At 65.4% G+C, this 19,388-nt stretch carries 16 protein-coding genes; 4 read left to right on the top strand and 12 right to left on the bottom strand.

Annotation, left to right across the window (positions count from 1 at the left end):
- Positions 1–5: 5 nt before the first annotated feature.
- Positions 6–1,325, bottom strand: coding sequence for a sugar transferase (locus JTE92_RS25965; RefSeq protein ID WP_063240548.1), 1,320 nt, complete (start codon positions 1,323–1,325; stop codon positions 6–8).
- Positions 1,325–2,464, bottom strand: a complete 1,140-nt coding sequence (locus JTE92_RS25960) for a glycosyltransferase family 4 protein (RefSeq protein WP_063240547.1) — start codon at positions 2,462–2,464, stop codon at positions 1,325–1,327. The genes JTE92_RS25965 and JTE92_RS25960 overlap by 1 nt, the downstream gene beginning before the upstream one ends.
- Positions 2,465–2,795: 331 nt before the next feature.
- On the opposite strand from JTE92_RS25960, the gene JTE92_RS25955 reads away from it, so the two are divergent.
- The 3 genes from JTE92_RS25955 to waaA are packed head-to-tail and all read left to right on the top strand — an operon-like array spanning position 2,796 to position 6,605.
- Positions 2,796–4,181, top strand: coding sequence for a phosphomannomutase/phosphoglucomutase (locus JTE92_RS25955; RefSeq protein WP_063240546.1), 1,386 nt, complete (start codon positions 2,796–2,798; stop codon positions 4,179–4,181).
- Positions 4,162–5,307, top strand: coding sequence for a lipopolysaccharide heptosyltransferase I (waaC, locus tag JTE92_RS25950; RefSeq protein ID WP_063240545.1), 1,146 nt, complete (start codon positions 4,162–4,164; stop codon positions 5,305–5,307). The genes JTE92_RS25955 and waaC overlap by 20 nt, the downstream gene beginning before the upstream one ends.
- Entirely contained in the window at positions 5,307–6,605 is a 1,299-nt protein-coding gene (gene waaA, locus JTE92_RS25945; protein WP_063240544.1) for a lipid IV(A) 3-deoxy-D-manno-octulosonic acid transferase, read from the top strand. Before waaC ends, waaA begins: the two co-directional genes overlap by 1 nt.
- A gap of 1 nt (position 6,606) precedes the next feature.
- On the opposite strand, the gene JTE92_RS25940 is transcribed toward waaA, so the two are convergent.
- Positions 6,607–7,644, bottom strand: a complete 1,038-nt coding sequence (locus JTE92_RS25940) for a glycosyltransferase family 4 protein (RefSeq protein ID WP_063240567.1) — start codon at positions 7,642–7,644, stop codon at positions 6,607–6,609.
- A gap of 312 nt (positions 7,645–7,956) precedes the next feature.
- Here JTE92_RS25940 and JTE92_RS25935 point away from each other — a divergent pair, with 312 nt between their 5' ends.
- Entirely contained in the window at positions 7,957–8,790 is an 834-nt protein-coding gene (locus JTE92_RS25935; RefSeq protein ID WP_084254721.1) for an META and DUF4377 domain-containing protein, read from the top strand.
- A gap of 89 nt (positions 8,791–8,879) precedes the next feature.
- Here the strand turns inward: JTE92_RS25935 and JTE92_RS25930 are convergent, their stop codons facing one another.
- The 9 genes from JTE92_RS25930 to JTE92_RS25890 all read right to left on the bottom strand — a co-directional run bounded on the left by JTE92_RS25930 (position 8,880) and on the right by JTE92_RS25890 (position 19,321).
- A complete protein-coding gene (locus JTE92_RS25930) occupies positions 8,880–9,017 on the bottom strand; it encodes a hypothetical protein (protein WP_198065749.1) in 138 nt (45 codons plus the stop codon).
- Positions 9,014–11,347 (bottom strand): T6SS phospholipase effector Tle1-like catalytic domain-containing protein, encoded by a 2,334-nt coding sequence (locus JTE92_RS25925; protein WP_063240543.1) that lies wholly within the window; start codon positions 11,345–11,347, stop codon positions 9,014–9,016. The genes JTE92_RS25930 and JTE92_RS25925 overlap by 4 nt, the downstream gene beginning before the upstream one ends.
- Positions 11,344–12,069: a DUF3304 domain-containing protein gene (locus tag JTE92_RS25920; RefSeq protein ID WP_232353322.1), complete on the bottom strand. Its 726-nt coding sequence runs from the start codon at positions 12,067–12,069 to the stop codon at positions 11,344–11,346. Before JTE92_RS25920 ends, JTE92_RS25925 begins: the two co-directional genes overlap by 4 nt.
- Positions 12,066–12,689: a DUF3304 domain-containing protein gene (locus tag JTE92_RS25915; RefSeq protein ID WP_084254720.1), complete on the bottom strand. Its 624-nt coding sequence runs from the start codon at positions 12,687–12,689 to the stop codon at positions 12,066–12,068. The genes JTE92_RS25920 and JTE92_RS25915 overlap by 4 nt, the downstream gene beginning before the upstream one ends.
- On the bottom strand, positions 12,676–13,491 hold the full coding sequence (locus tag JTE92_RS25910) for a DUF4123 domain-containing protein (protein WP_239477823.1): 816 nt from the start codon (positions 13,489–13,491) through the stop codon (positions 12,676–12,678). The genes JTE92_RS25915 and JTE92_RS25910 overlap by 14 nt, the downstream gene beginning before the upstream one ends.
- Before the next feature lie 72 nt (positions 13,492–13,563).
- Complete coding sequence (locus JTE92_RS25905; protein WP_239477820.1) at positions 13,564–16,089, bottom strand: type VI secretion system Vgr family protein; 2,526 nt, start codon at positions 16,087–16,089, stop codon at positions 13,564–13,566.
- A gap of 622 nt (positions 16,090–16,711) precedes the next feature.
- The gene (locus JTE92_RS25900) at positions 16,712–18,217 is read right to left on the bottom strand and encodes a TolC family outer membrane protein (RefSeq protein WP_063240540.1); all 1,506 of its coding nucleotides are present in this window, start codon (positions 18,215–18,217) and stop codon (positions 16,712–16,714) included.
- A gap of 113 nt (positions 18,218–18,330) precedes the next feature.
- Complete coding sequence (locus JTE92_RS25895; RefSeq protein WP_063240539.1) at positions 18,331–18,654, bottom strand: rhodanese-like domain-containing protein; 324 nt, start codon at positions 18,652–18,654, stop codon at positions 18,331–18,333.
- Between the two features lie 13 nt (positions 18,655–18,667).
- Entirely contained in the window at positions 18,668–19,321 is a 654-nt protein-coding gene (locus tag JTE92_RS25890; protein ID WP_063240538.1) for a protein-L-isoaspartate O-methyltransferase family protein, read from the bottom strand.
- Between the last annotated feature and the right edge of the window lie 67 nt (positions 19,322–19,388).

Below are 19,388 nucleotides of genomic sequence, written 5' to 3'. Positions count from 1 at the left end.
ACTCGTCACCTTGCCCCATACCCCGTTACCAACGTCCGCAACGTCTTCACCCCAATCAGCAGATCCAGCGCCACCGAGCAATGCTTGACGTAATACAGGTCATAGCTGAGCTTGGTCACGGTCTCTGCATGGCTGCCGGCATAGCCTTGCTGTACCTGCGCCCACCCGGACAGCCCGGGCCGCACCAAGTGCCGGTAAGGGTAGTAGGGGATCGATGCCGAGAACCGGTCGACCATTGGCGCCTGCTCTGGCCGCGGGCCGATCAGGCTCATGTGGCCGGCCAGCACATTCCACAGTTGCGGGATTTCATCGAGGCGGTACTTGCGGATAATGCGCCCGACACGCGTGACGCGCGGATCTCGCCGCACGGCGAACTGGGCCGGCGCGCTGGCGTCGACGCCCATGCTGCGGAACTTGAGCATGATAAACGGCTTGCCGAAGAGGCCGACGCGTTCCTGCCGGAAGATGGCGCCGCCGGGCGTTTCCATGCGGATGGCGAGTGCCACGGCAAGACCCAGGGGCACGGCAATCGGTGCCAGGCACAGCACTGCCACGATATCGACCACACGTTTCAGATACCCATACAGATAGTGGGCGGCGTAGTCATCCAGGAAGTTTTCATCAATATGCGCCAGCCCAACCCGCCCGGTCAGCATTTCCCCAACCCGCTCGACCGAATACATCCGCACATGGCTCATCTTGTAATGCGCAAGCAGCCGGGTGCGTTCCGGATCGCCAGTCACGCTGCGATCCACCATCAGCCCGTCAAAATGCCCCGCATCCTCCAGCGACCCGACCGGTTCAAACCGCATGCGCGCCGCCGGTGCCGCGCCGGGCATGGCGAGAATGCCTTCGAGCTGGGCCAGGGTATGCGGGTCGGTGTATCCGAACAACGGCACGTAGTTATGCACGTAGCGGCGATAACCCGCCCAGATCCAGCCCAGCGTAATGAGATACGACAGCAGCAAGGCCCCACGCGAATACTCAATATGGAAGGCCGCGAAGCCAAACAGCAAGCCGGCAAAGGGCAGTGTCACGGCCAGCCCGACCAGGCTGTTGCCTTCCATCGCCGGCAGGTGCAGCGAGCGGTGGAGCAGCATGAACGCCGCCAGGTAGGGCGCCACCGACCACAGCAGCGTGCGCGTGAAGACGTAGGTGACCAGGCCGGCGCGGTGCGCGGCTTCGGCAAAGACCGCGCTGAGCGCGAATAGCGATAGCCCGAGCACTGCCCAGGCGAGCATCCGGCTGACCCGGCGCATGGTTTCGGAGCCGCCGATGCGGCCACGCAAGGCGTGGCGGCGCAGGTTGTCGGTCTTGGCGTTCATCATGTCGGCACCCGCGCGGTGGCGGGGAGTCTGGCCAGGGCATCGCGATAGACTTGCCACGTTGCCTCGGTCATGCGGTCCAACCCATAGCACTGTTCCCACCGGCGGCGCGCGGCGGTGCCGAGTTCGGCCCGCAATGCGCCATCGCCCGCAAGGCGCGCCAGCGCAGCGGAAAACGCGTTGGCGTCATTGCCGGCGACCAGCAGGCCATGCCGTGGGTCCTGGATCTGTTCCCGGATGCCGGGCAGGTCCGACGCGATCACCGGCAGCCCGGCCCGCATCGCTTCGAGCACCGACAACGGGAAGCCTTCGTGGTCCGAAGCCAGCACGAACACCTGTGCCGAGGCCAGCAAGCCCGCGATGTCGGCGACATTGCCCGGAAAGGTCACGCGTCCCGGCGCCAGTTGCGCGGCGAGCGCCTCCATGGCGGCGCGTTGCGGTCCGTCCCCGGCCAGCACCAGCTCGCAGTCGGGGAGGTTCGCGTGGGCGAAGGCGCGGATCAGGATGTCGGGCCGCTTGGGCGCCGCGAAGCGGGCGACCATGACGATGCGGCGCATCGGGTCGGCAGGCGCGGCGCGGACAGCGGTGTCGGCGATCCCGTTGGGAATGACGGCGATACGGCGGGCAGGGATCGGGAGTGCCTGCGCCAGCCGCTGTTCGGCTTTGGCCACGCAGATCAGCCGGCTGGTCAGCGGTGCGAGCAGCCATTCCGCAACGCGTGCTGCCAGTCGCTGGCGCGTGGGGGCCTGTGGCTTGAAGGCAAAACCGTGCACGGTGTAGGCCACCGGAATGCCAAGGAGCGCCCCCGCGATCCGCCCCAGCGCGCCGGCCTTGGCGCTGTGCGCATGGATCAGGTCGGGCCGCGCCTGTTTCAGGGCTTGCAGCAGTTCCCGCAATGCACTCACCGCGCGCAGGGGCGAGAGCGCGTTGTCCAGCCGCGCCAGCCGGATGACTTGCGCGCCGGCGCCCCTGGCGAGGTCCAGCAGCGGTCCGTCGCCGCCGGCCAGCAGGACGATGTCGGCATCGGCCGGTGCCGCCTGCACCAGGTCTGCAACATGCGACTGCGCCCCGCCGATCTCCGAATTGGTGATCAGATAGGCGATGCGCAGGCGCGGCGAGGGCTGTGCGGCGGTGGTCAAGTTTGCTTACGAAATTTGCCGGGCTGTAACCGCCACAGGACCTGAAGATGCCGGTGACTGATGGCAGGCTCAGGGTGGTCGGGCGATCGCTTACGTGGCCGATATGTCCGGACGGCGCAAGACGCGGCCGGGCGGGCGGCAATGTGTAGCCTCAGGTGTAGGACAGACGCTGAAAATTGCGCTTGTCGGGTATATTGCCGCGATTATACCGCCCGCCAGTCGCGCAATCCGGCAAAATACCCCCCTTTGGTTCTTTCCAAGAGCCCTCTCCGGTATCGTCGGCGCGCCCTCGCGGTGTGCGGCGTGCCCGACAAGACTGACAGGAAGCCACATGCAAATCGATCCCTCTATCTTCAAAGCCTATGACATCCGCGGCATCGTGGGCAAAACGCTCACGCGCGAGGTCGCACGCCAGATCGGACTGTCGTTCGGCTCTGCGGCTGTGGAGCTGGGTGAGAAGTCCATCGTGGTCGGCCGCGACGGGCGGCTTTCGGGGCCTGACCTGATCGGTGGCCTGGTCGAGGGCCTGCGCGCAGCCGGCCTGGACGTGATCGACCTGGGCATGGTCGCCACGCCGATGGTCTACTTCGGCACCAACGTCGAGCTCGATGGCGTCCGTGCCACCTCGGGCATCATGGTCACCGGCAGCCACAACCCGCCCGACTACAACGGCTTCAAGATGGTCCTCGCCGGCCAGGCCATCTACGGCGAGCAGATCCAGGGCCTGCGCCAGCGTATCGAGGCGGGCGACTTTACCAGCGGCGCAGGCACCTACCAGAAGGTCGATGTGCGCCAGAAGTACCTCGACCGCATCACCAGCGACGTCAAGCTCGCCCGCCCGATGAAGATCGCGCTCGATGCCGGCAACGGCGTGGCCGGCGCCTTCGTTGGCGACCTGTTCCGCGGCCTGGGCTGCGAAGTGACCGAGCTGTTCTGCGACGTCGACGGCAACTTCCCCAATCACCACCCCGATCCGGCGCATGTCGAGAACCTGCAGGACCTGATGAAGACCCTGCGCGAGACCGATTGCGAGCTCGGCCTGGCCTTCGACGGCGATGGCGACCGCCTGGGCGTGGTGACCAAGGACGGGCAGGTGATCTTCCCGGACCGCCAGCTGATGCTGTTTGCCGAGGAGATCCTGTCGCGCAATCCGGGTGCGCAGGTGATCTACGACGTGAAGTGCACCGGCAAGCTGGCCCCGTGGATCCGCGAGCACGGCGGCGAGCCGCTGATGTGGAAGACGGGCCATTCGCTGGTCAAGGCCAAGCTGAAGGAGACCGGCGCGCCGATCGCCGGCGAGATGAGCGGCCACGTGTTCTTCAAGGACCGCTGGTATGGTTTTGACGACGGCCTGTACACCGGCGCCCGCCTGCTGGAGATCCTGTCGCGCCACGCCGATCCGAGCGCGGTGCTGAACGCGCTGCCGAACGCCAACAATACGCCGGAGCTGCAGCTCAGGTGCGCGGAAGGCGAGCCCTTCACGCTGCTCGACAAGATCAAGGCGAACGCGAAGTTCGAAGGCGCGCGCGAGGTGAACAAGATCGATGGCGTGCGCGTGGAATACGCCGATGGCTTCGGGCTGGCGCGTCCGTCGAACACCACGCCGGTGGTGGTGATGCGCTTCGAGGCGGACAACGACGCCGCGCTGGCGCGCATCCAGGCCGAGTTCAAGCGTGTGATCCTGGCCGAGAAACCGGATGCTCAACTCCCGTTCTGAGCGCACGGCGGTGCCGCGGACATCGCCGGCATCGCCACCTTCGCCGGATGCAGTCGGCGCGGCCGGCGTGGCGCAGCCCATGCCGGCCGCGGTGCCGTTCGCGCTGCCGCTTACGCTGCCGGACAAGCCGCGCATCCTGCTGGTCAAGGTGTCGTCGCTCGGCGACGTGGTGCACAACATGCCGCTGGTGCACGACCTGCGCGCGCGCTGGCCCGGTGCCGAGATCGACTGGGTGGTGGAAGAGGGCTACGTGGAGCTGGTGCGCCTGTTGCCGGAGGTGCGGCGGGTGATCCCGTTCGCGCTGCGGCGCTGGCGCAAGCGCATCCTGCAGGGCGCGACCTGGCAGGAAATCGGCGCCGTGCGCGACGCCTTGCGCCACGAGCGCTACGACGCCGTGATCGAAAGCCAGGGCCTGCTCAAGACCGCGGTGGTGGCGCGCGTGGCGGCGCGTGCGCCGGGTGCGCCGATCATCGGGCTGGGCAATGCGACGCAGGGCTCGGGCTATGAGCCGGCGGCGCGCCTGTTGTACACCGATGCGGTGCGCGTGCCGCGGCAGACCCATTCGGTGCAGCGCTCGCGCCTGCTGGGTGCGGCGCTGACCGGGATCGCGCCGGCGGAGCCGCCGCAGTTCTTCGGGCCGGCGGCGCAGTCGCTGCATGTCGACGATCCGTTGTGGGCAGACCTGCCGGCGCGCTATGCCGTCTGCTTCCACGCGACCGCGGGGGCGCGCAAGAAGTGGGCGGTACAGAACTGGCATGCGCTGGGCAACCGCCTGGCCGCAGAAGGGTTGGCGATGCTGCTGCCGTGGGGCAACGACAAGGAGCGCCAGGCCGCCGAAGAGATCGCCGCGGGCGTGCCGCAGGCCCGCGTGCTGCCGAAGTTCTCGGTGATGCAGGGCTTTGGCCTGATCAACCGGGCCGAAGTGGTGATCGGAGTCGATACGGGCCTGGTCCATATCGCCGCGGCGCTGTGCCGGCCGACGGTGGAAATCTACACCGCGACGTGGCGCTGGAAGACGGAAGGGTATTGGTCCGGCCGCATCGCCAACGTCGGCGACGACGGCGTGGTGCCATCGGTCGATGATGTCCATGAGGCCGCCTGCCGCGTGCGCGGGGTGGCTGCCTGATGCTGCGCCTGATCTATAGCCTGCTGTGGGTGGCGGCGCTGCCGCTGGCGCTGTTGCGGCTGGCATGGCGCGCGCGCAAGGAGCCCGGCTACCTGCATCATGTCGGCGAGCGGCTGGGCGTGTATGGCAGCTTGCCGAACCAGGGGCCATGGCTGTGGGTCCACGCCGTGTCCGTGGGCGAGACCCGTGCCGCGCAGCCGCTGATCGAGTCCTTGCTCCGCGCCTATCCGAGCCACCGCCTGCTGCTGACGCACATGACGCCGACCGGGCGCCAGACCGGCGCGCAGCTGTTCGGCAACGAGCCGCGCATTCTGCAGTGCTACCTGCCATATGACCTGCCATGGCTGGTGCGGCGGTTCTTGCGGTATTTCCGGCCCGAGGCGGGGATGCTGATGGAGACCGAGGTGTGGCCCAATGTTGTGCACGGCGCGCGCAAGGCGGGCGTGCCGTTGTACCTGGTCAATGCGCGCCTGTCGCCGCGCAGCTTCCGGCGCACGGCGCGCTTCGGGCGCGCGGCTGCGGCGATGTACCGCGACTTTGCGGGTGTGCTGGCGCAGACCGCTGGCGATGCCGATCGCTTTCGCGCGCTGGGCGTGCCGGGGGTGCAGATCACCGGCAACCTCAAGTTCGACATGCAGCCGGCGCCGGCGGGCATGGCGCTGGGCGAGCGGCTGCGCAAGGTCCTCGCGGGTACTGGTGGCCGCCTGGTGCTGGCTGCCGCCAGTACCCGCGAGGGCGAGGAGCCGCTGCTGCTCGACGCCTTCGCGCGCTGGCAGGCGCTGGCCGGCGACGTGCCGCGCCCGGCGTTGCTGCTGATCCCGCGCCATCCGCAGCGCTTCGATGAAGTGGCGGCGATGGCGGCGCGCGCGGGGTTCTCGGTGGCGCGGCGCAGTGCGCTGGATCTCGATGGCGAGACGGTGCCCGTGGACGCGGATATCCTGCTGGGCGACTCGATGGGCGAGATGGCGATGTACTTCGCCGCATCGCACCTCGCCTTTATCGGCGGCAGCCTGTTGCCGCTGGGCGGACAGAACCTGATCGAGGCGTGCGCGGTCGGCACGCCGGTGCTGATCGGCCCGCATACCTTCAACTTTGCGCAGGCGACCGAAGACGCCATTGCCGCGGGCGCGTGCCTGCGCGTGGACAATGCCGATGAGCTGGTGCGCACCGCCGGCAGCGTGCTGGCGGACCGCGCGCGGCTGGCGGATATGCGGGCGCATGCGCAGACCTTTGCGGGGCTGCATCGCGGCGCTACCGTGCGCACGCTGGCGGCGCTGGCGCCCGTGCTGGAAAACTGAGCTACGGCTGCGCCTTGACCAGCGCATCCCACTGCAGGGCGATGCGTTCCAGTGCGAACGTACTTGCCTTGCGGCGGCCGGCATCAGCCAGGCGGTTGGCGCCGTCCGGGTCGCGGATCACGCTCAGCAGGGCTTCGGCCAGCGCCTTGGCGTTGCCGGTCGGGACGACCAGCGCGTCTTGTCCGGGGGTGAGCAGTTCGCGCGGGCCGGTTTCGCAATCGGTCGAGACGATGGGCAGGCCAAACGCCATGGCTTCGATCAGCACCAGCCCGAAGCCCTCGTATCGCGAACTCAGGCAGAACACCGACGCGCGCCCATAAGCTTGCTGCGGATCGTGGCAGATGCCCGGCAGGCTGGCGCGGTCCTGCAAGCCCAGTTCATTGATCAGCGCGGTCAGTGCAGGGCGCTCCTCGCCCTCGCCGTGGATCAGCAATTGCCATCCCGGTGCCTGCGCGGCGACCTGCTGCCAGGCATGCAGCAACACATCGAACCCCTTGGCCGCAACCAGCCGGCCCATGGCGAGCACCGTCTTCTGCGTGCGCGGCGCCGGTTCGGGCGGCATCGGGAACGGCAGCGGGTTTGGCAGGCAGACGATATCGCTGCGCGGCCGCAGCGCTTCGCGCCAGCGCTGGCGGTCCCGTTCCGTCAACACCACGACCTGCCGGCAGAAGCGTGCCGCGAGCCGCCGCGCCAGCTTGCGCGCCGGCTTGCCGAGATCCTGGTCGAAGTGGCAATGCTCCCACGCGATATGGTGCAGGCCCAGGCCAACGGTGGCGGGCAGCACGAACAGCGCGAGCATGGTGTCGACCTGCACCAGCACCTCGGTCCGGTGCGCGCGGCAATGGCGGCGGATGCCGGCCACGGTGGCCAGGTAAGCCCGCTTGAACGAAGGCCGTTGCGCAAACAGCGCTTCATGCCGGATGCGCGGATCCAGCGCGAACTGGCTGGCCTGGTCCCACAGGCTCAGAATGGTCACGTTATGGCCGAGCGCGGCCAGCGCATTGGCGAGCGTTGCCGTCATGCGTTCCGCGCCGGCCATGGCGTTCAGCGTGCCGGTCAGGAAGCAGATATTGCGGCCGGAAGGCGAGGGATGCGTGGTGGTGGGCAAGGCGATCTGGGCGATCCGAGGTGTTCTGGGGGCACTCCGGGACACGAAAGGCCGCGGCCGGCATCCGGCCGCGGCGAGACATGGGGCGCACGTTACACTAGACGGCAGCATTGTGCAGCCGGCAATGCTGAAACTTGCATGAATCCGCCAGGCTCTAAGCCAGCATGAAGCGCGGACGCTGCCGTGCGAGCGTCAATCGCTTGCACAGCGGCGTTCCCGCCCAAGTTACAGGAGCTCACCGATATGCAGACATTCCTTCGCGGTAAATGCAGGAACATCGGCCTGCGCAGCGCGGCCGTTGCGCTTGCCACTGCCGCCGCCACACTTGCCGCCTGCGCCACCGCGCCGGCCCCGAATCTGCCCAGCGCCGGCGCCAACCTCAACCAGACGCAGCCATCCGGTCCCAGCCGTTGGGAACTGGTGCGCTGGCAGCAGGCCGACGGCACGCTGCGCGACATCCCGCATGGCGACAACGGCCAGCCCATCATCTTCGAGTTCAGCGATGGCATCGATGCCGCGCAGGGCACGGTCAGCGGCACCAGCGGCTGCAACCGCTTTACCGGCAGCTACGGCAAGACCGACACCGGCGTGCGCTTCGATCGTGTCGCCGGCACGCGTATGGCCTGCCCGCCGCCGCGCATGGAACTGGAGTCGGCGTTGCTCAAGGCGATGGAGGGGTCATTTACCACCGTCGGCACGCAGCCGTCCTCGGCGGTCAGCAGCGGACGGCAGGTGGTGTGGAAGACCGCCAGCGGCGACCTGCTGCAGTTTGCCGAGCGCGAGGGCGTGGGCAGGCGCGGCGCGAGCGCTGCCGCGGGCGGCGTGGAGAAGATCGTCTATATCGATTCGCAGCGCGTGGAGTGTTCGGGCGTCGGCAAGATGATGTGCTACCGCTGGCGCGAGTCGCCGGATTCGCCGTGGCAGCTCTGGTACGGGCCGATCGAGGGGCTGGATTTCGAGCAGGGGGTTTCGTACAAGCTGCGCGTGCGCGAATACCAGGTGCCGAACCCGCCAGCGGATGCGTCGGCGATACGGTGGGAGTTGCTGAAGGTGGAGTCGCGGACGCGGGCGCAGTAGCACGCCCCAGGATTTGGAACACCTTGGTGCCGCCCTGGCGGTTGTGATGGAAGGTCGGTGCCAGGGCGCTGTCATGTCTTACCTCGTGCTTACACGCGATTTAGCGAGATGCCTGCTTCGAAGTCTTCCAGGTAGAAAGTAGCTTCCAAGCCAAGCGCTAGCGCAGCGCCGAACAGCACTCCAGCAAGGCCGTAGCCAATGATTTCTTTCCAGTTCCGCATCGTCATTTCTGCAACATCAAGTCATCTTGGTTAGACAGGGTCCGTCCTGTCGCGTCGCCCGCTACCCGAATCGCCCTGTCCCTGGCGGCATCGACTTCGCGCTCGACGGCCCGGGCGGTATCTTGCCGATAGTCCAACACCCCCTTTGCTTTCATGCCGAGGTGTCGGATGGCATTGCTGTCGCCAACAAAGAACGTCCGCGCCCATCCGTAGCCGCCCGGTGCGTACTCGTGGAAGTGAGGCACGCGGAACCAGGCGCGGCTGTCGTGGATGTAGTTGTCGAACAACTCGATGGCTGCCTTCTCGCGCAGGGCAAAGTCGTCCACGGCCTTGGCCGAGGTCGTGGATTTCAGGTACGGGATCATCTCCGGCGCAGGCTCCACCAACACGTCATCAATGGGCGCGTAATCCATGATCGCAGCAATTTTAGTCAGCATGTCGCCATCGACCATCACGAGCAGCCTGGAATCGGTGTGTGGCCGCTCCGCGCGGGGGATCGCCAGCTGCTTGAATCCCTTGGTGGCCAACGCCGCTGCCCCGCCTGGCGTAAGCACCAGACGCGCCAGAATCTCCTTGCGTACATTCAGGCCTGGCTGGAGTTCGGGGTGCAGACATCCCAGCAGCAACTGGAATTCCTCCGCGGATTCAAGCAGGTCGGTGCGGTCATTGGTAACCAGCTCGTTGGCACCTTCTCCAGGGCGGCAGTCGGCCGGGCTTTTTCCCGCCGCCTTCGCCATCAGCTCTTTCTCGCGCGCAGCGATGGCGGTATCGTTTGCGGCGATCCTGGCCTCCAATGCTCGGCGCTCGGCCAGATCGGCCATGCCCTGCGAAGTCGTTTGGCGAAACATCGCTCGGTCCCTGAGTCGCTGGACCTGAAGCTTCAGCAGGATGTTGTCCTGCTGAAGCTTCCGAATGACAGAATCGTTCTCCTTCGCCTTGTCAGCTTCCGTGCGTAATTGCTGGGTCGTCTTGCTGTCCTCGCGCTTGTTGGCCGGGTCGGCGCAATGGCGATAGAACCCTTGGCTGGTGATGTAGGTGCCGGTATGCCAGCGCGCGCGCAGGGTGCGCCATTGCAGGCTTTGGCGCAGGCCGAATTCCAGAGCTTTTTCTAGGCTGTCGATGGCTGGCAGTGCAGAGCGCCAGTCGTTGAAGGCCTTGGCGACGGCGGGGTCGATGATGAAATCCTGAAGGTTGTTTGCATCCATCCTGTCTTCATCGTTCTTGGCGTCTGTCCGCCGCAGGGGAACCCCTGCCTTGAGGGCTTCGATATACATATCGTGCAGGGGAATCTTGCCCAGCCTGTGTCCCTCGCCCTTGACCGACTTGCCCTGATCGCCCGGCGCGTAGCTGCCGCCTACGTCCGAATGCACGCCCGGATAGGGAGCTTCTAGCAACCTGCTGTCGCTCGCCGGGTAGCTCTGCCCCTTCCGGATGGAGTCCAGCGGAAAGCTCATGCGTTGTTCATGCATGGAAAAGAAATGCACGCACCGCCGAACCTGGGGCGGTATGTTCAGGGCACTTCCACTTGCTGCCCAGAAGTGTCCGTCGAAGAATTCAAGATTCACGGCAGATTGGAACGACTCAGGCGGCCCGACCGAGGCCACAGTATCGAAGAGGCCCATGAAGTTGACTTCATAGTCGATTTTGCCAACAAGCTTCCCGCCCTTGGCCCAGCCATTGATCAGCTTGCTGACGAACACCCGCGCACCCGCCGCGCCGCGCGAAAATCCGAACACGTTGATGTAGGCCTTCTTGATGAGGCGATTGCGCTTGCACTGTTGGACAAGGGACTCGTGCAGGCTGCCAAGATGCTTTTCTTTGGTGGTGAGCAGGGAGGAGCCCAAGTTCCAGTCGAGTTTTTCACATATTCTTCTTGCTTCGTCATCCTTGATGAGACCCTTGTCGTCTCCCGGAACCATTGCTTGGTGCAACGCATTCAGCACGCGCGTGTAACCCCAGGCGCAACGCTTGGCAAAGCCGCTGGCAAAGGCCTTGCCGATACTGCTATAGGTGTCTTCGCCCAGTTCGGGGAAGAGCGTGCCGACCCCGGCAAGGTAGAATTTGTATATGCCGCTCTCAGGCTGGTCTTTGCAGACATTGAACAGCCGCGCCACGTTCGTGTGCGTGTTGTGGGTCGAATCCCGCCAGCGGGCAGGAGTCTTCGCATCATCGTTGTTGTTGGTGCCATCGAAGAACAGGTTGATGTGGATGGTCTGTTCACAGGCCCCAAGCACATCGTTCACCGTCGTCTTGCCAAAATCGTAGGCGCGCTTCCCTTCGGGAAGGCGACCCTCATCCGTTTCCGGCATGGCATTGGGTAATCGGAAGACGCTCATCGGTACCTCTCCTGTAGCTCCTTGGTTTGGGCGTCATCCCGTACGCCTTGGACGACGAATGGGTCATCTTCGGCGGGCTTCGTTCTGACAGAGTTGTGGCCGTTCGCATTGCCGTCCATGACCATGACCTTGACCCTATCTCCCGGCAGGAAGATGGCCCAAAACCCGTAGGTATCCCGTCCATATTCGGGAACGGTAACCGTGGCAGTTAGAACTTCGAATTCACTCCTATCCTTGTAGTCATAGGGCTTGCCGTCGCGTTCCCACTCGATTCTTAGCTTTGTATTGGGCTGCCAGGGCTGGGGAATCCCGATACAGCACCTCTCTGCGCCTCCACCGGATGGTCCGCTCTTGCTGGCCGGACTGATGTTCGGACCACCCCCGTTCATGCCTCGCGGCCCAGTGACGCTGAAGTGATGGATGTAGTTACGGGAATAGTTCAGGCCGCGAACACCGCCGGGACTGATGTGCTCCTGTTCCACTCCAGCGGTGGTTTTTGCCGTCAGATCAGTGCGTGAGTCTCCCGAGCATGCCGAAAGGACTCCAAGCGCGACCAGCAACACCAGCCCGGCGAGCCATGGCTGCATGCACTTTCGGCTCAAGCCACGAGAACCAAGGGGATCGTTCACGGTGGCCTTGCCGTTCTCGTAGGCCCGCTTTCCCTCAGGAAGGCGACCCTTATCCGTTTCCGGCATGGCATTGGGCAGGCGGAATACGCTCATTGTTGAAACCTCTTCAGTGCTTGCTGGGTCAGGGCTTCGTCACGTACCCCCTGGACAATGAAAGGGTCGTCATCAGCGGGCTTCGTTCTGACAGAGTTGTGGCCATTCGCGTTGCCGTCCATGACCATCACCTTGACACGGTCTCCCGGCAGGAAAATTGCCCAGAAGCCATAGGTATCCGGGCCATATTCGGGCACGGTCACGGTTGCGGTCAGCACCGCCAGGCCGCTTCTGTCCTTGTAGTCAAAGGGCTTGCGGTCGCGCTCCCACTCAATGTGCAGTTGCGTGTCTGGCTTCCATGGCTGGGGAATGCCGATACAGCACCTCTCCGCGCCTCCACCGGATGGCCTGTTTTTGCCCGCTGGACTGATATTCGGACCGCCTCCATTCATTCCTCTGGGACCGGTGACGTAATAGCTATAGATAGCATCGGGCGAGTAGTTCAGGCCGCGAACGCCGCCGGGATTGATTTGCTCCGTCTTATCTCCAACGCTGGTTCTAGCCGCCAAGTCACCGCGCGATTCTCCCGAGCATGCCGAAAGGGCTCCAAGCGCGCCCAGCAACACCAGCACGGCGAGCCATGGCTGCATGCGCTTCCCACGCAAGCTAGTCGTTGTCATTGTCGTTCTCCGTTTGCTGATTGGCCTGCCTGGCAATCACACGGTTCCACACGTAATCGGGAACACGTTCCATGCAGACTGCGAAGGTCTCGCCCTGGCGTATGCGCTGTTCCAACGCGCGGCGCACCTCGGGGTCCTGATCGAAGCCGGCGCCATACCGGTAAGAGTATTGGCAGTACCCAACGCGATCGGCGGGCTTGGCGAGCTGCCAGGCCGCCACACGCTTGTAGCGCTCGATGAAATCCAGAAAGCGCGGCAGATAGGGGCCGTCGCCAGGCACGGTGCCGTCTTCAACCAGTCCCGCCAGCATTTCGTCGGGCTCGGAATGCGCGGCAAGATGATCAACCTGCTGCTGGTCAAGCGTGATGGCAACCGGCTCCGTCTGGACCTGCTGGCCATGCAGCGGACCATCGATGCGCTTCCATTCGGGTTCATGGCCGCGATACTTCCATTGCAGGATGGGAGCCATCAGCTTGCGCGTGGTGTCCTCGCCCCACAGGCGCATGGCCGTGCGCAGGTTGCGCGGGTCGAAGTAGCGCACCATCGCGTTCAGGCCATCGCCAAGGTCGGCAATCAGAAACTGGCGCAGGTGTGTAGCAAGCGCGTCAATGCCGACGCGGCTCCAGATCAGGCTCATGCAGGGCGCCTGCACGTCGAGTTCATCGAGCTTGGCAAGCCAGCGCTCATCGGCATTGGCAATCAGCGCCAGGAACAGCGAGGCGTCGCCGGCGTCTTCCTCGGGCATTCCGGCGTACACGTTGCGGTGCTCGCTGGCCTCGCGCATCAGGTCGCCGATCAGCAACGGATGCTGGGCGCCGTCAGCGAGCGCATAGATGCAGACAGGGTTTCGTTCGGCAGCCATCAGCGATCCCTGTCAGCGCAGCAGCAGGGCGGTATTGCGTTTGGCCGCCTTGAGCAGGCATTCCAGGCAGACCTGCCTGGGGCTCGGTTCGGTGGGGATGCTGTTCGGCCCGGTCAGCTGTTTGCTGGCGGCGTGGACGGTGAACTTGCCGTTGGTGCCATGCTCGATGTTGCCGTCCAGGCGCAGGTAGCTGCCGCCGCCTGCCAGCAATAATTTCTGCCTGGCCTGGATGGTGATCTCGTCGGCGGTCAGCGTGACCTTGAGCTTTGCCAGCAGGTTGATGTTGTTCTTCAGCGCTTGCAGGTCGATGTCGCCCATGTTGGCGACCAGCTTCATGCCGGCCTCATAGACGAACAGGCGCAGCGCTTTGCGCACGCTGGCAAAGAAGCCACCGCCAGTGGTGACCGACAGGTGTTCCCCGGTGGTCAATGCGGTGTCGTCGCCGCTGGCGATATGGGTCGAGCCGGCGGCGGTGGAGACGATGCCGGCGGGGCTCGCCGACACCAGGTGGGGTGCGGTGAATTCCTTCAACGCGCCGCCGCCCCTGATTTGTTCGGCTTGCGTCTCAAGCTTTTTGGCAACCGCTGGCTGCTCGCCATCCTGCGCTTCGGCTTCGGTGGCCTTCGCGCCCATGGTCGTGGCGATATCCTGCGCCTTTTCCAGCAACTGCACGACATCGCGCACGTTTATGGCGTTGCCCTCGGCGTTCAGGCGCGAGAAGGTCGTGACGAGCATGCCAAGTGCGGCGCGCACGGCGCCATGCGCATCGGTGCGCAATTCGAACCCCTCGCCCCGCTTGTCCTTGCGGCCCTCCCAGTCGTTCACCCGGACGTTGTGGCCGAGCGCCAGCAAGCTGCTCCGGTGGTCCGATGCGACCTGCACCTGCTGCTGGCCCTGCGTGTCGTCGTAGAGCGTGTGGTTGCGGCCCTCGCCGAACAGTTCCTTGCTCTGGTAGCCGGACAGGGCAAGCTGGTTCGGCAGGTCCCATGGCGGCAGGTTCAACTGGTTGTTGACCACCCCGACGATGATGGGCCGGTCCGGGTCGCCACCCAGGTAGGCCACGATAACCTCCTGCCCGATGCGCGGCAGGTGCGTGTTGCCGAAGCGGTCGCCCGAGGCGAAGTTGGACACGCGAATCCAGCAGGAACTGTTCTCGTCGTCATTGCCGTAGCGATCCCAGGCAAACTCGCAGCGGACCCGCCCGAACTTGTCGCACCAGATTTCCTGATTGGCCGGACCGGTAACCCTGGCGATGTGATAGCCGCCGATATGGGGCTTCTTGACCCATTCGGGCCGGAAGATTTCACGGGTGGGCTGCGCCTCGAATTCGACCTCGCAGCGCCATTGCTGGCGGCTGCCGGCAAACTCGCCCACGTCCTCGATCAGCAGGCGCGCGTCCAGAATCAGGTACTCGCAGTTGGACTTCTTGCGGAGGAAGCGCGCTAGTTTGAAAGTGTGGCCGGGCGCCATGGCGCGCACATTCCCCTTGCCGCGCACGCGGTGGCCGTGCTGCCGGATGGCTTCCATGCGGATGCGCGCGAGCATGTCGCCTTCCTGGCGGGCATCGCTGCCGGCCATGGGCTCGGCATGGTCACCCGGCCAGGCGTACCGTTCGTGGGTGGCGTGGCTGGTGTCGCGCGGATCTTCGGCGGACACGTTCATATCAGCGCGCGGCTGCTTGAAGTCGTGATCGCCGTGCGCCCATTTGCCGGTGGTCAGCCGGTCGTGCGTCTCGAACTGATAGAGGTGTTCCTCATCCACCCGGTCCGATGACGGATACCAACTGATGGTGTGATAGGCGGGACTGGGAATGGCCTTGAAGGCGCCGTTCCCGTCGGTCAGCACCATGCGGTGATGGCCGTTCGAGTGTTCAAAGAAGAACGAAATTCCCCACTCCGCGAGCAGGCGGCGCACGAACTGGTAGTCCGTCTCGCCAGGCTGTAGCTGATATTCCCGCTTGGGGTACTGGATATCCAGCAGACGGCGCTCGACCGGGAAGGTGTAGTTGCTCAGCACCGCCTCCACGATTTCCAGCACGTTCATGTTCTGGAACCGCTTGAAGGTACTGGTGAGCGTGGCGAGCCAAAGCCACGGGCGCAGCGTCAGGCGATACAGGATGCGTTCGTTCTCATGGAAGGGGCCCCGTACCTCCGTTACCAGGCCGGTTATTTCACGCTTCCCCTTGCCGATGCCACCCGCCAGGCCGCTGCCGGCGCCGTCCAGTTCGATGGTGACGGTCAGTTCCTTGCCCTGCATGGCTTCCAGGTCCAGATTGCCCGCAGGGCCATACAGAACATTGCGTTCATCGGGCGTCTTCAGTTCCAGTTCGTATTCGAACAGAGCATTGAGGCCCTCGGTGCCGGACAGCCGGGAAAATACCAGCAGCGGCTGGTCCAGCAATTCCGGGAGTCCCTCACCGGAAACGGTGACGGTACGATACGAAAACGGCGATCGGCTACCCATGCAAACGCGCTCCCGGAAAATGGATTGGTGGCTGCCACCGACAGCCAGGGATTGGCTATTCTGCGGGGCGCTCATTACGCCCGCACCAAGTCACATCAATACGGCGCAAAGTCTTATGCGGGCGGCGTCCAGCCGGATATAGGATCAATCCGAAAATACCTGTTATTTATCTAATTTAGATTTAAGAAAATCTGAATTAACGTATGGCACCTGCGCTATAACGCGGAGACGAACGAATGCCGGTGTGCGGAGATCTCCCGCCACGCCGTGGCAACCTCTTGCCGGCGTCTGTTGCAGGAAGGCGCGCGCCGCCAGGGCGCCAGCGTCATACCGGGCGTCGCTGGCGGACGAGTTGTCGATGGTGGTTGGGGCGCAGGCGGGAGGGGATGGAAAAGATGGCCGACGTGGCCCGCCTCACCACAGAAAGAAAGCGGGCCGCAGTTGCGGCCCGTGAGGCTGCTGACAACGTCAAAGGCGGCGAATGTTGTCTTCCCTCTCCCATTTATGGGAGAGGGGCGGGGGAGAGGGCAGGCGTTGCCACGAAGTGAGACGTCACGGTGCTTGCCATGCGCCTGCCCTCTCCCCCAGCCCCTCTCCCGCAAGCAAGCGGGAGAGGGGAGCGAACAGCCTGGCATTTCCCCTTTGTCAGCAATCTAGCGGGCCGCAGTTGCGGCCCGTTTGCATCATGTCAGTGGGATCAGGAGCGCGGCGTTCCGCCATCGCGCCGCACACCGCGGCGATCCGCGGTGGCCGCCTTTGCCGGCGCCTTGCCGCCGGCCTGCGCCGGCACCGGCAGCGTGTACATCGACCCCGGCACCGAAGTCAGCAGCGTATTGATCTGGACCACATCCGCTTCCTGCAGCACCCCGGTGGAAGCCTTCAGCCGCAAGCCGTTCATGATCGTGTCATAGCGCGCCCTGGCCAGGTCGCGCCGCGTGGAGAACAGCTGCGCCTCGGCGTTCAGCACATCGATATTGATGCGCACGCCGACCTCATAACCCAGCTGGTTCGATTCCACCGCGCTCTGCGCCGAGCGCTCGGCGGCTTCCAGCGCCTTGACCTGCGCCAGGCCGTTGGATACGCCGGAATAGGTCTGCCGCGCCGTCTGCGCGGCCGTGCGGCGCGCGAATTCCAGGTCGCTCGCGGCCTTGTCCGCCAGGGCGATGGTCTCGCGCACGCGCGACTGGATCTGGCCGCCGGAGAAAATCGGCATGGTCAGCTGCACGCCGATCTGCGACGCGTTGTAGTGCGTCGAGATCGCCTGCGTGGCGCTGCCGGTCTGGTTGTTGAAGCCGTACGACGCCACCAGGTCGACCGACGGCAGGTGCCCGGCCTTGGCCTTGTTGGTCTCGCGCTGCGCGGTTTCCAGGTTGTAGCCGGCCAGGTTGACCTGCGGGTTGCTGGTCTCGGCCTGCGCGGCCCAGGCGTTGACGTCGGGCGGCTGCGGGCCGGGGATGGGCGCCTCGGAGCGCAGGCCCATCAGTTCGTCGACCGGCTTGCCGGTGATCTGCTGCAGCGTGGCGCGCCGGATCTCCAGGTCGCTCTGCGCGGCGATCTCGGTCGAGGTGGCCAGGTCGAAGCGCGCCTGGGCGTCGTTGGCATCGACGATGGTCGCGGTGCCGACCTCGAAGTTGCGCTTGGCCTGTTCCAGCTGCTCGCCGATCGCCTTCTTCTGCGCGCGCGCCAGGTACAGGTTGTCCTGCGCGGCGAGCACGTCGAAATAGGCCTGCGCGGCGCGCGTGATCAGGTCGAGCTCGGCCTGGTGGAAGGTGACTTCGCCCGCCAGCGCGGCCAGCTCGCCCTGCTTGTAGGTTTCCCAGCGGTCCCAGCGGAACAGCGGCTGGCTCAGCTGCAACTGCCAGTTGTTGTTGTTGAAGAAACGCGTGCCCGAAGCGCCGGGCGAGCCATTGATCGGCAGCGAGGCGGTCTGGTCGAGCTTGGTGCGGTTGGCGCCCGCGGTGCCGATCACCTGCGGCAGCAGCCCGGCGCGGCCCTGCGGCAGCCGCTCACGCGTGGCGAGCAGCTGCGAGCGGGCGCTGGCGAACTGCGCGTCATTGGATTGCGCATCGCGATAGACCTGCAGCAGGTCGGCCGCGCCTGCCGGTGCCGCGGGCAGCAGGGCAAGCAGCGGGGCGAGCAGGGTAGCCGCGATCGCCAGGCGTGTCCGGATCGCTCCGGGCAGGGCGTTGGGCGCAAACGTCATGACACCTCCAGGTTGCCGGGCGCTGGCCGCGGCCTACGGTCGTTTCTTCTTCGGAATGCTGCTTGCAGTGCGAGCGAAAGCGGCCGGCCCGCGTGGCCAGGCCGCGCCTCGCTTCAGTACTTCGGCATGGCCGGGTCCACCTCGCTGGCCCAGGCGTCGACGCCGCCGGTCAGGTTGTAGACCCTGGCGTAGCCCTGGCGCTCCAGGAACGCGGCCACCTGCATGCTGCGCATGCCGTGGTGGCAGATGCAGACGATGTCTGCGTCCTCATCCAGTTCGGCGGCGCGGGCCGGGATGTCGCGCATCGGGATATGGGTGATGCCGGGCATGGCGCAGGTCTGCACCTCCCAGCCTTCACGCACATCGAGAAGGACCGGCCTGGCGCGGCTGGCATCGGCCAGCCACTGGGCCAGTTCGGTCGGCTTGATCACCTGCATGATGGAACGGTCCTCAGAACTGGAACTGCGACGGACGGGCCGCGCCCTGCAGGGGCTTGACCGCGGTCTCGAACAGGTTGACGACCTGGTACTCGGTCTCGGACACGCGCGTGATGAGGCGTGCTTCCATCACCGGCAGTTCGCCCACGAAGGCGGCGATGCGGCCGCCCACCTTGACCTGCGACAGGATCGACTGCGGCAGCGCCGGCAGCGAGCCGGAGATGCAGATCACGTCGTACGGCGCCGCGGCGGCCCAGCCGTCGGCGGCATTGCCTTCGGCGACGTCGACGTTGGTGATGCCGGCGTTGGCGAGGTTGGTGCGGGCCAGCTCGACCAGCTCGGGCACGATGTCCACGGTCAGCACGTGGCGCGCGCGGTTGGCCAGCAGGGCGGCCATGTAGCCGGAGCCGGCGCCGATTTCCAGCACGTTTTCATGCTTGCGCACGGCCAGGTCCTGCAGGATGCGGGCCTCTACCCGCGGCGGCAGCATGTTCTGCCCGGCGGGCAGCGGAATCTCCATGTCGACGAACGCCAGCGAGGCGTACGCGGCCGGGACGAACTGCTCCCGCTTGACCACCGCCAGCAGGTCCAGGATTTCCTGGTCCAGCACGTCCCACGGGCGGATTTGCTGTTCGATCATGTTGAATCGGGCTTTTTCGAGATCCATCTTGCCATTCCTTACCAAGGCCAACCGCTGTCGTTCTGTGCGCCGGCCGCGCGGTGCCCACGGCCGG

Origin of the sequence: Cupriavidus oxalaticus (assembly GCF_016894385.1) — a bacterium.
Classification (GTDB): Bacteria; Pseudomonadota; Gammaproteobacteria; order Burkholderiales; family Burkholderiaceae; genus Cupriavidus; species Cupriavidus oxalaticus.
Note: the sequence above shows the minus strand (reverse complement) of the source record. Positions and strands in the feature narration are given on the sequence as shown.

Excerpts from the sequence above, each read along its gene's own strand:
- JTE92_RS25900 (WP_063240540.1), bottom strand. The coding sequence starts at position 18,217 with ATGACGTTTGCGCCCAACGCCCTGCCCGGAGCGATCCGGACACGCCTG.
- waaC (WP_063240545.1), top strand. The coding sequence starts at position 4,162 with ATGCTCAACTCCCGTTCTGAGCGCACGGCGGTGCCGCGGACATCGCCG.
- JTE92_RS25935 (WP_084254721.1), top strand. The coding sequence starts at position 7,957 with ATGCAGACATTCCTTCGCGGTAAATGCAGGAACATCGGCCTGCGCAGC.
- JTE92_RS25920 (WP_232353322.1), bottom strand. The coding sequence starts at position 12,069 with ATGAGCGTATTCCGCCTGCCCAATGCCATGCCGGAAACGGATAAGGGT.
- waaA (WP_063240544.1), top strand. The coding sequence starts at position 5,307 with ATGCTGCGCCTGATCTATAGCCTGCTGTGGGTGGCGGCGCTGCCGCTG.
- JTE92_RS25895 (WP_063240539.1), bottom strand. The coding sequence starts at position 18,654 with ATGCAGGTGATCAAGCCGACCGAACTGGCCCAGTGGCTGGCCGATGCC.
- JTE92_RS25965 (WP_063240548.1), bottom strand. The coding sequence starts at position 1,325 with ATGAACGCCAAGACCGACAACCTGCGCCGCCACGCCTTGCGTGGCCGC.
- JTE92_RS25890 (WP_063240538.1), bottom strand. The coding sequence starts at position 19,321 with ATGGATCTCGAAAAAGCCCGATTCAACATGATCGAACAGCAAATCCGC.
- JTE92_RS25955 (WP_063240546.1), top strand. The coding sequence starts at position 2,796 with ATGCAAATCGATCCCTCTATCTTCAAAGCCTATGACATCCGCGGCATC.
- JTE92_RS25940 (WP_063240567.1), bottom strand. The coding sequence starts at position 7,644 with ATGGCCGGCGCGGAACGCATGACGGCAACGCTCGCCAATGCGCTGGCC.
- JTE92_RS25930 (WP_198065749.1), bottom strand. The coding sequence starts at position 9,017 with ATGACGATGCGGAACTGGAAAGAAATCATTGGCTACGGCCTTGCTGGA.
- JTE92_RS25905 (WP_239477820.1), bottom strand. The coding sequence starts at position 16,089 with ATGAGCGCCCCGCAGAATAGCCAATCCCTGGCTGTCGGTGGCAGCCAC.
- JTE92_RS25925 (WP_063240543.1), bottom strand. The coding sequence starts at position 11,347 with ATGAGCGTCTTCCGATTACCCAATGCCATGCCGGAAACGGATGAGGGT.
- JTE92_RS25915 (WP_084254720.1), bottom strand. The coding sequence starts at position 12,689 with ATGACAACGACTAGCTTGCGTGGGAAGCGCATGCAGCCATGGCTCGCC.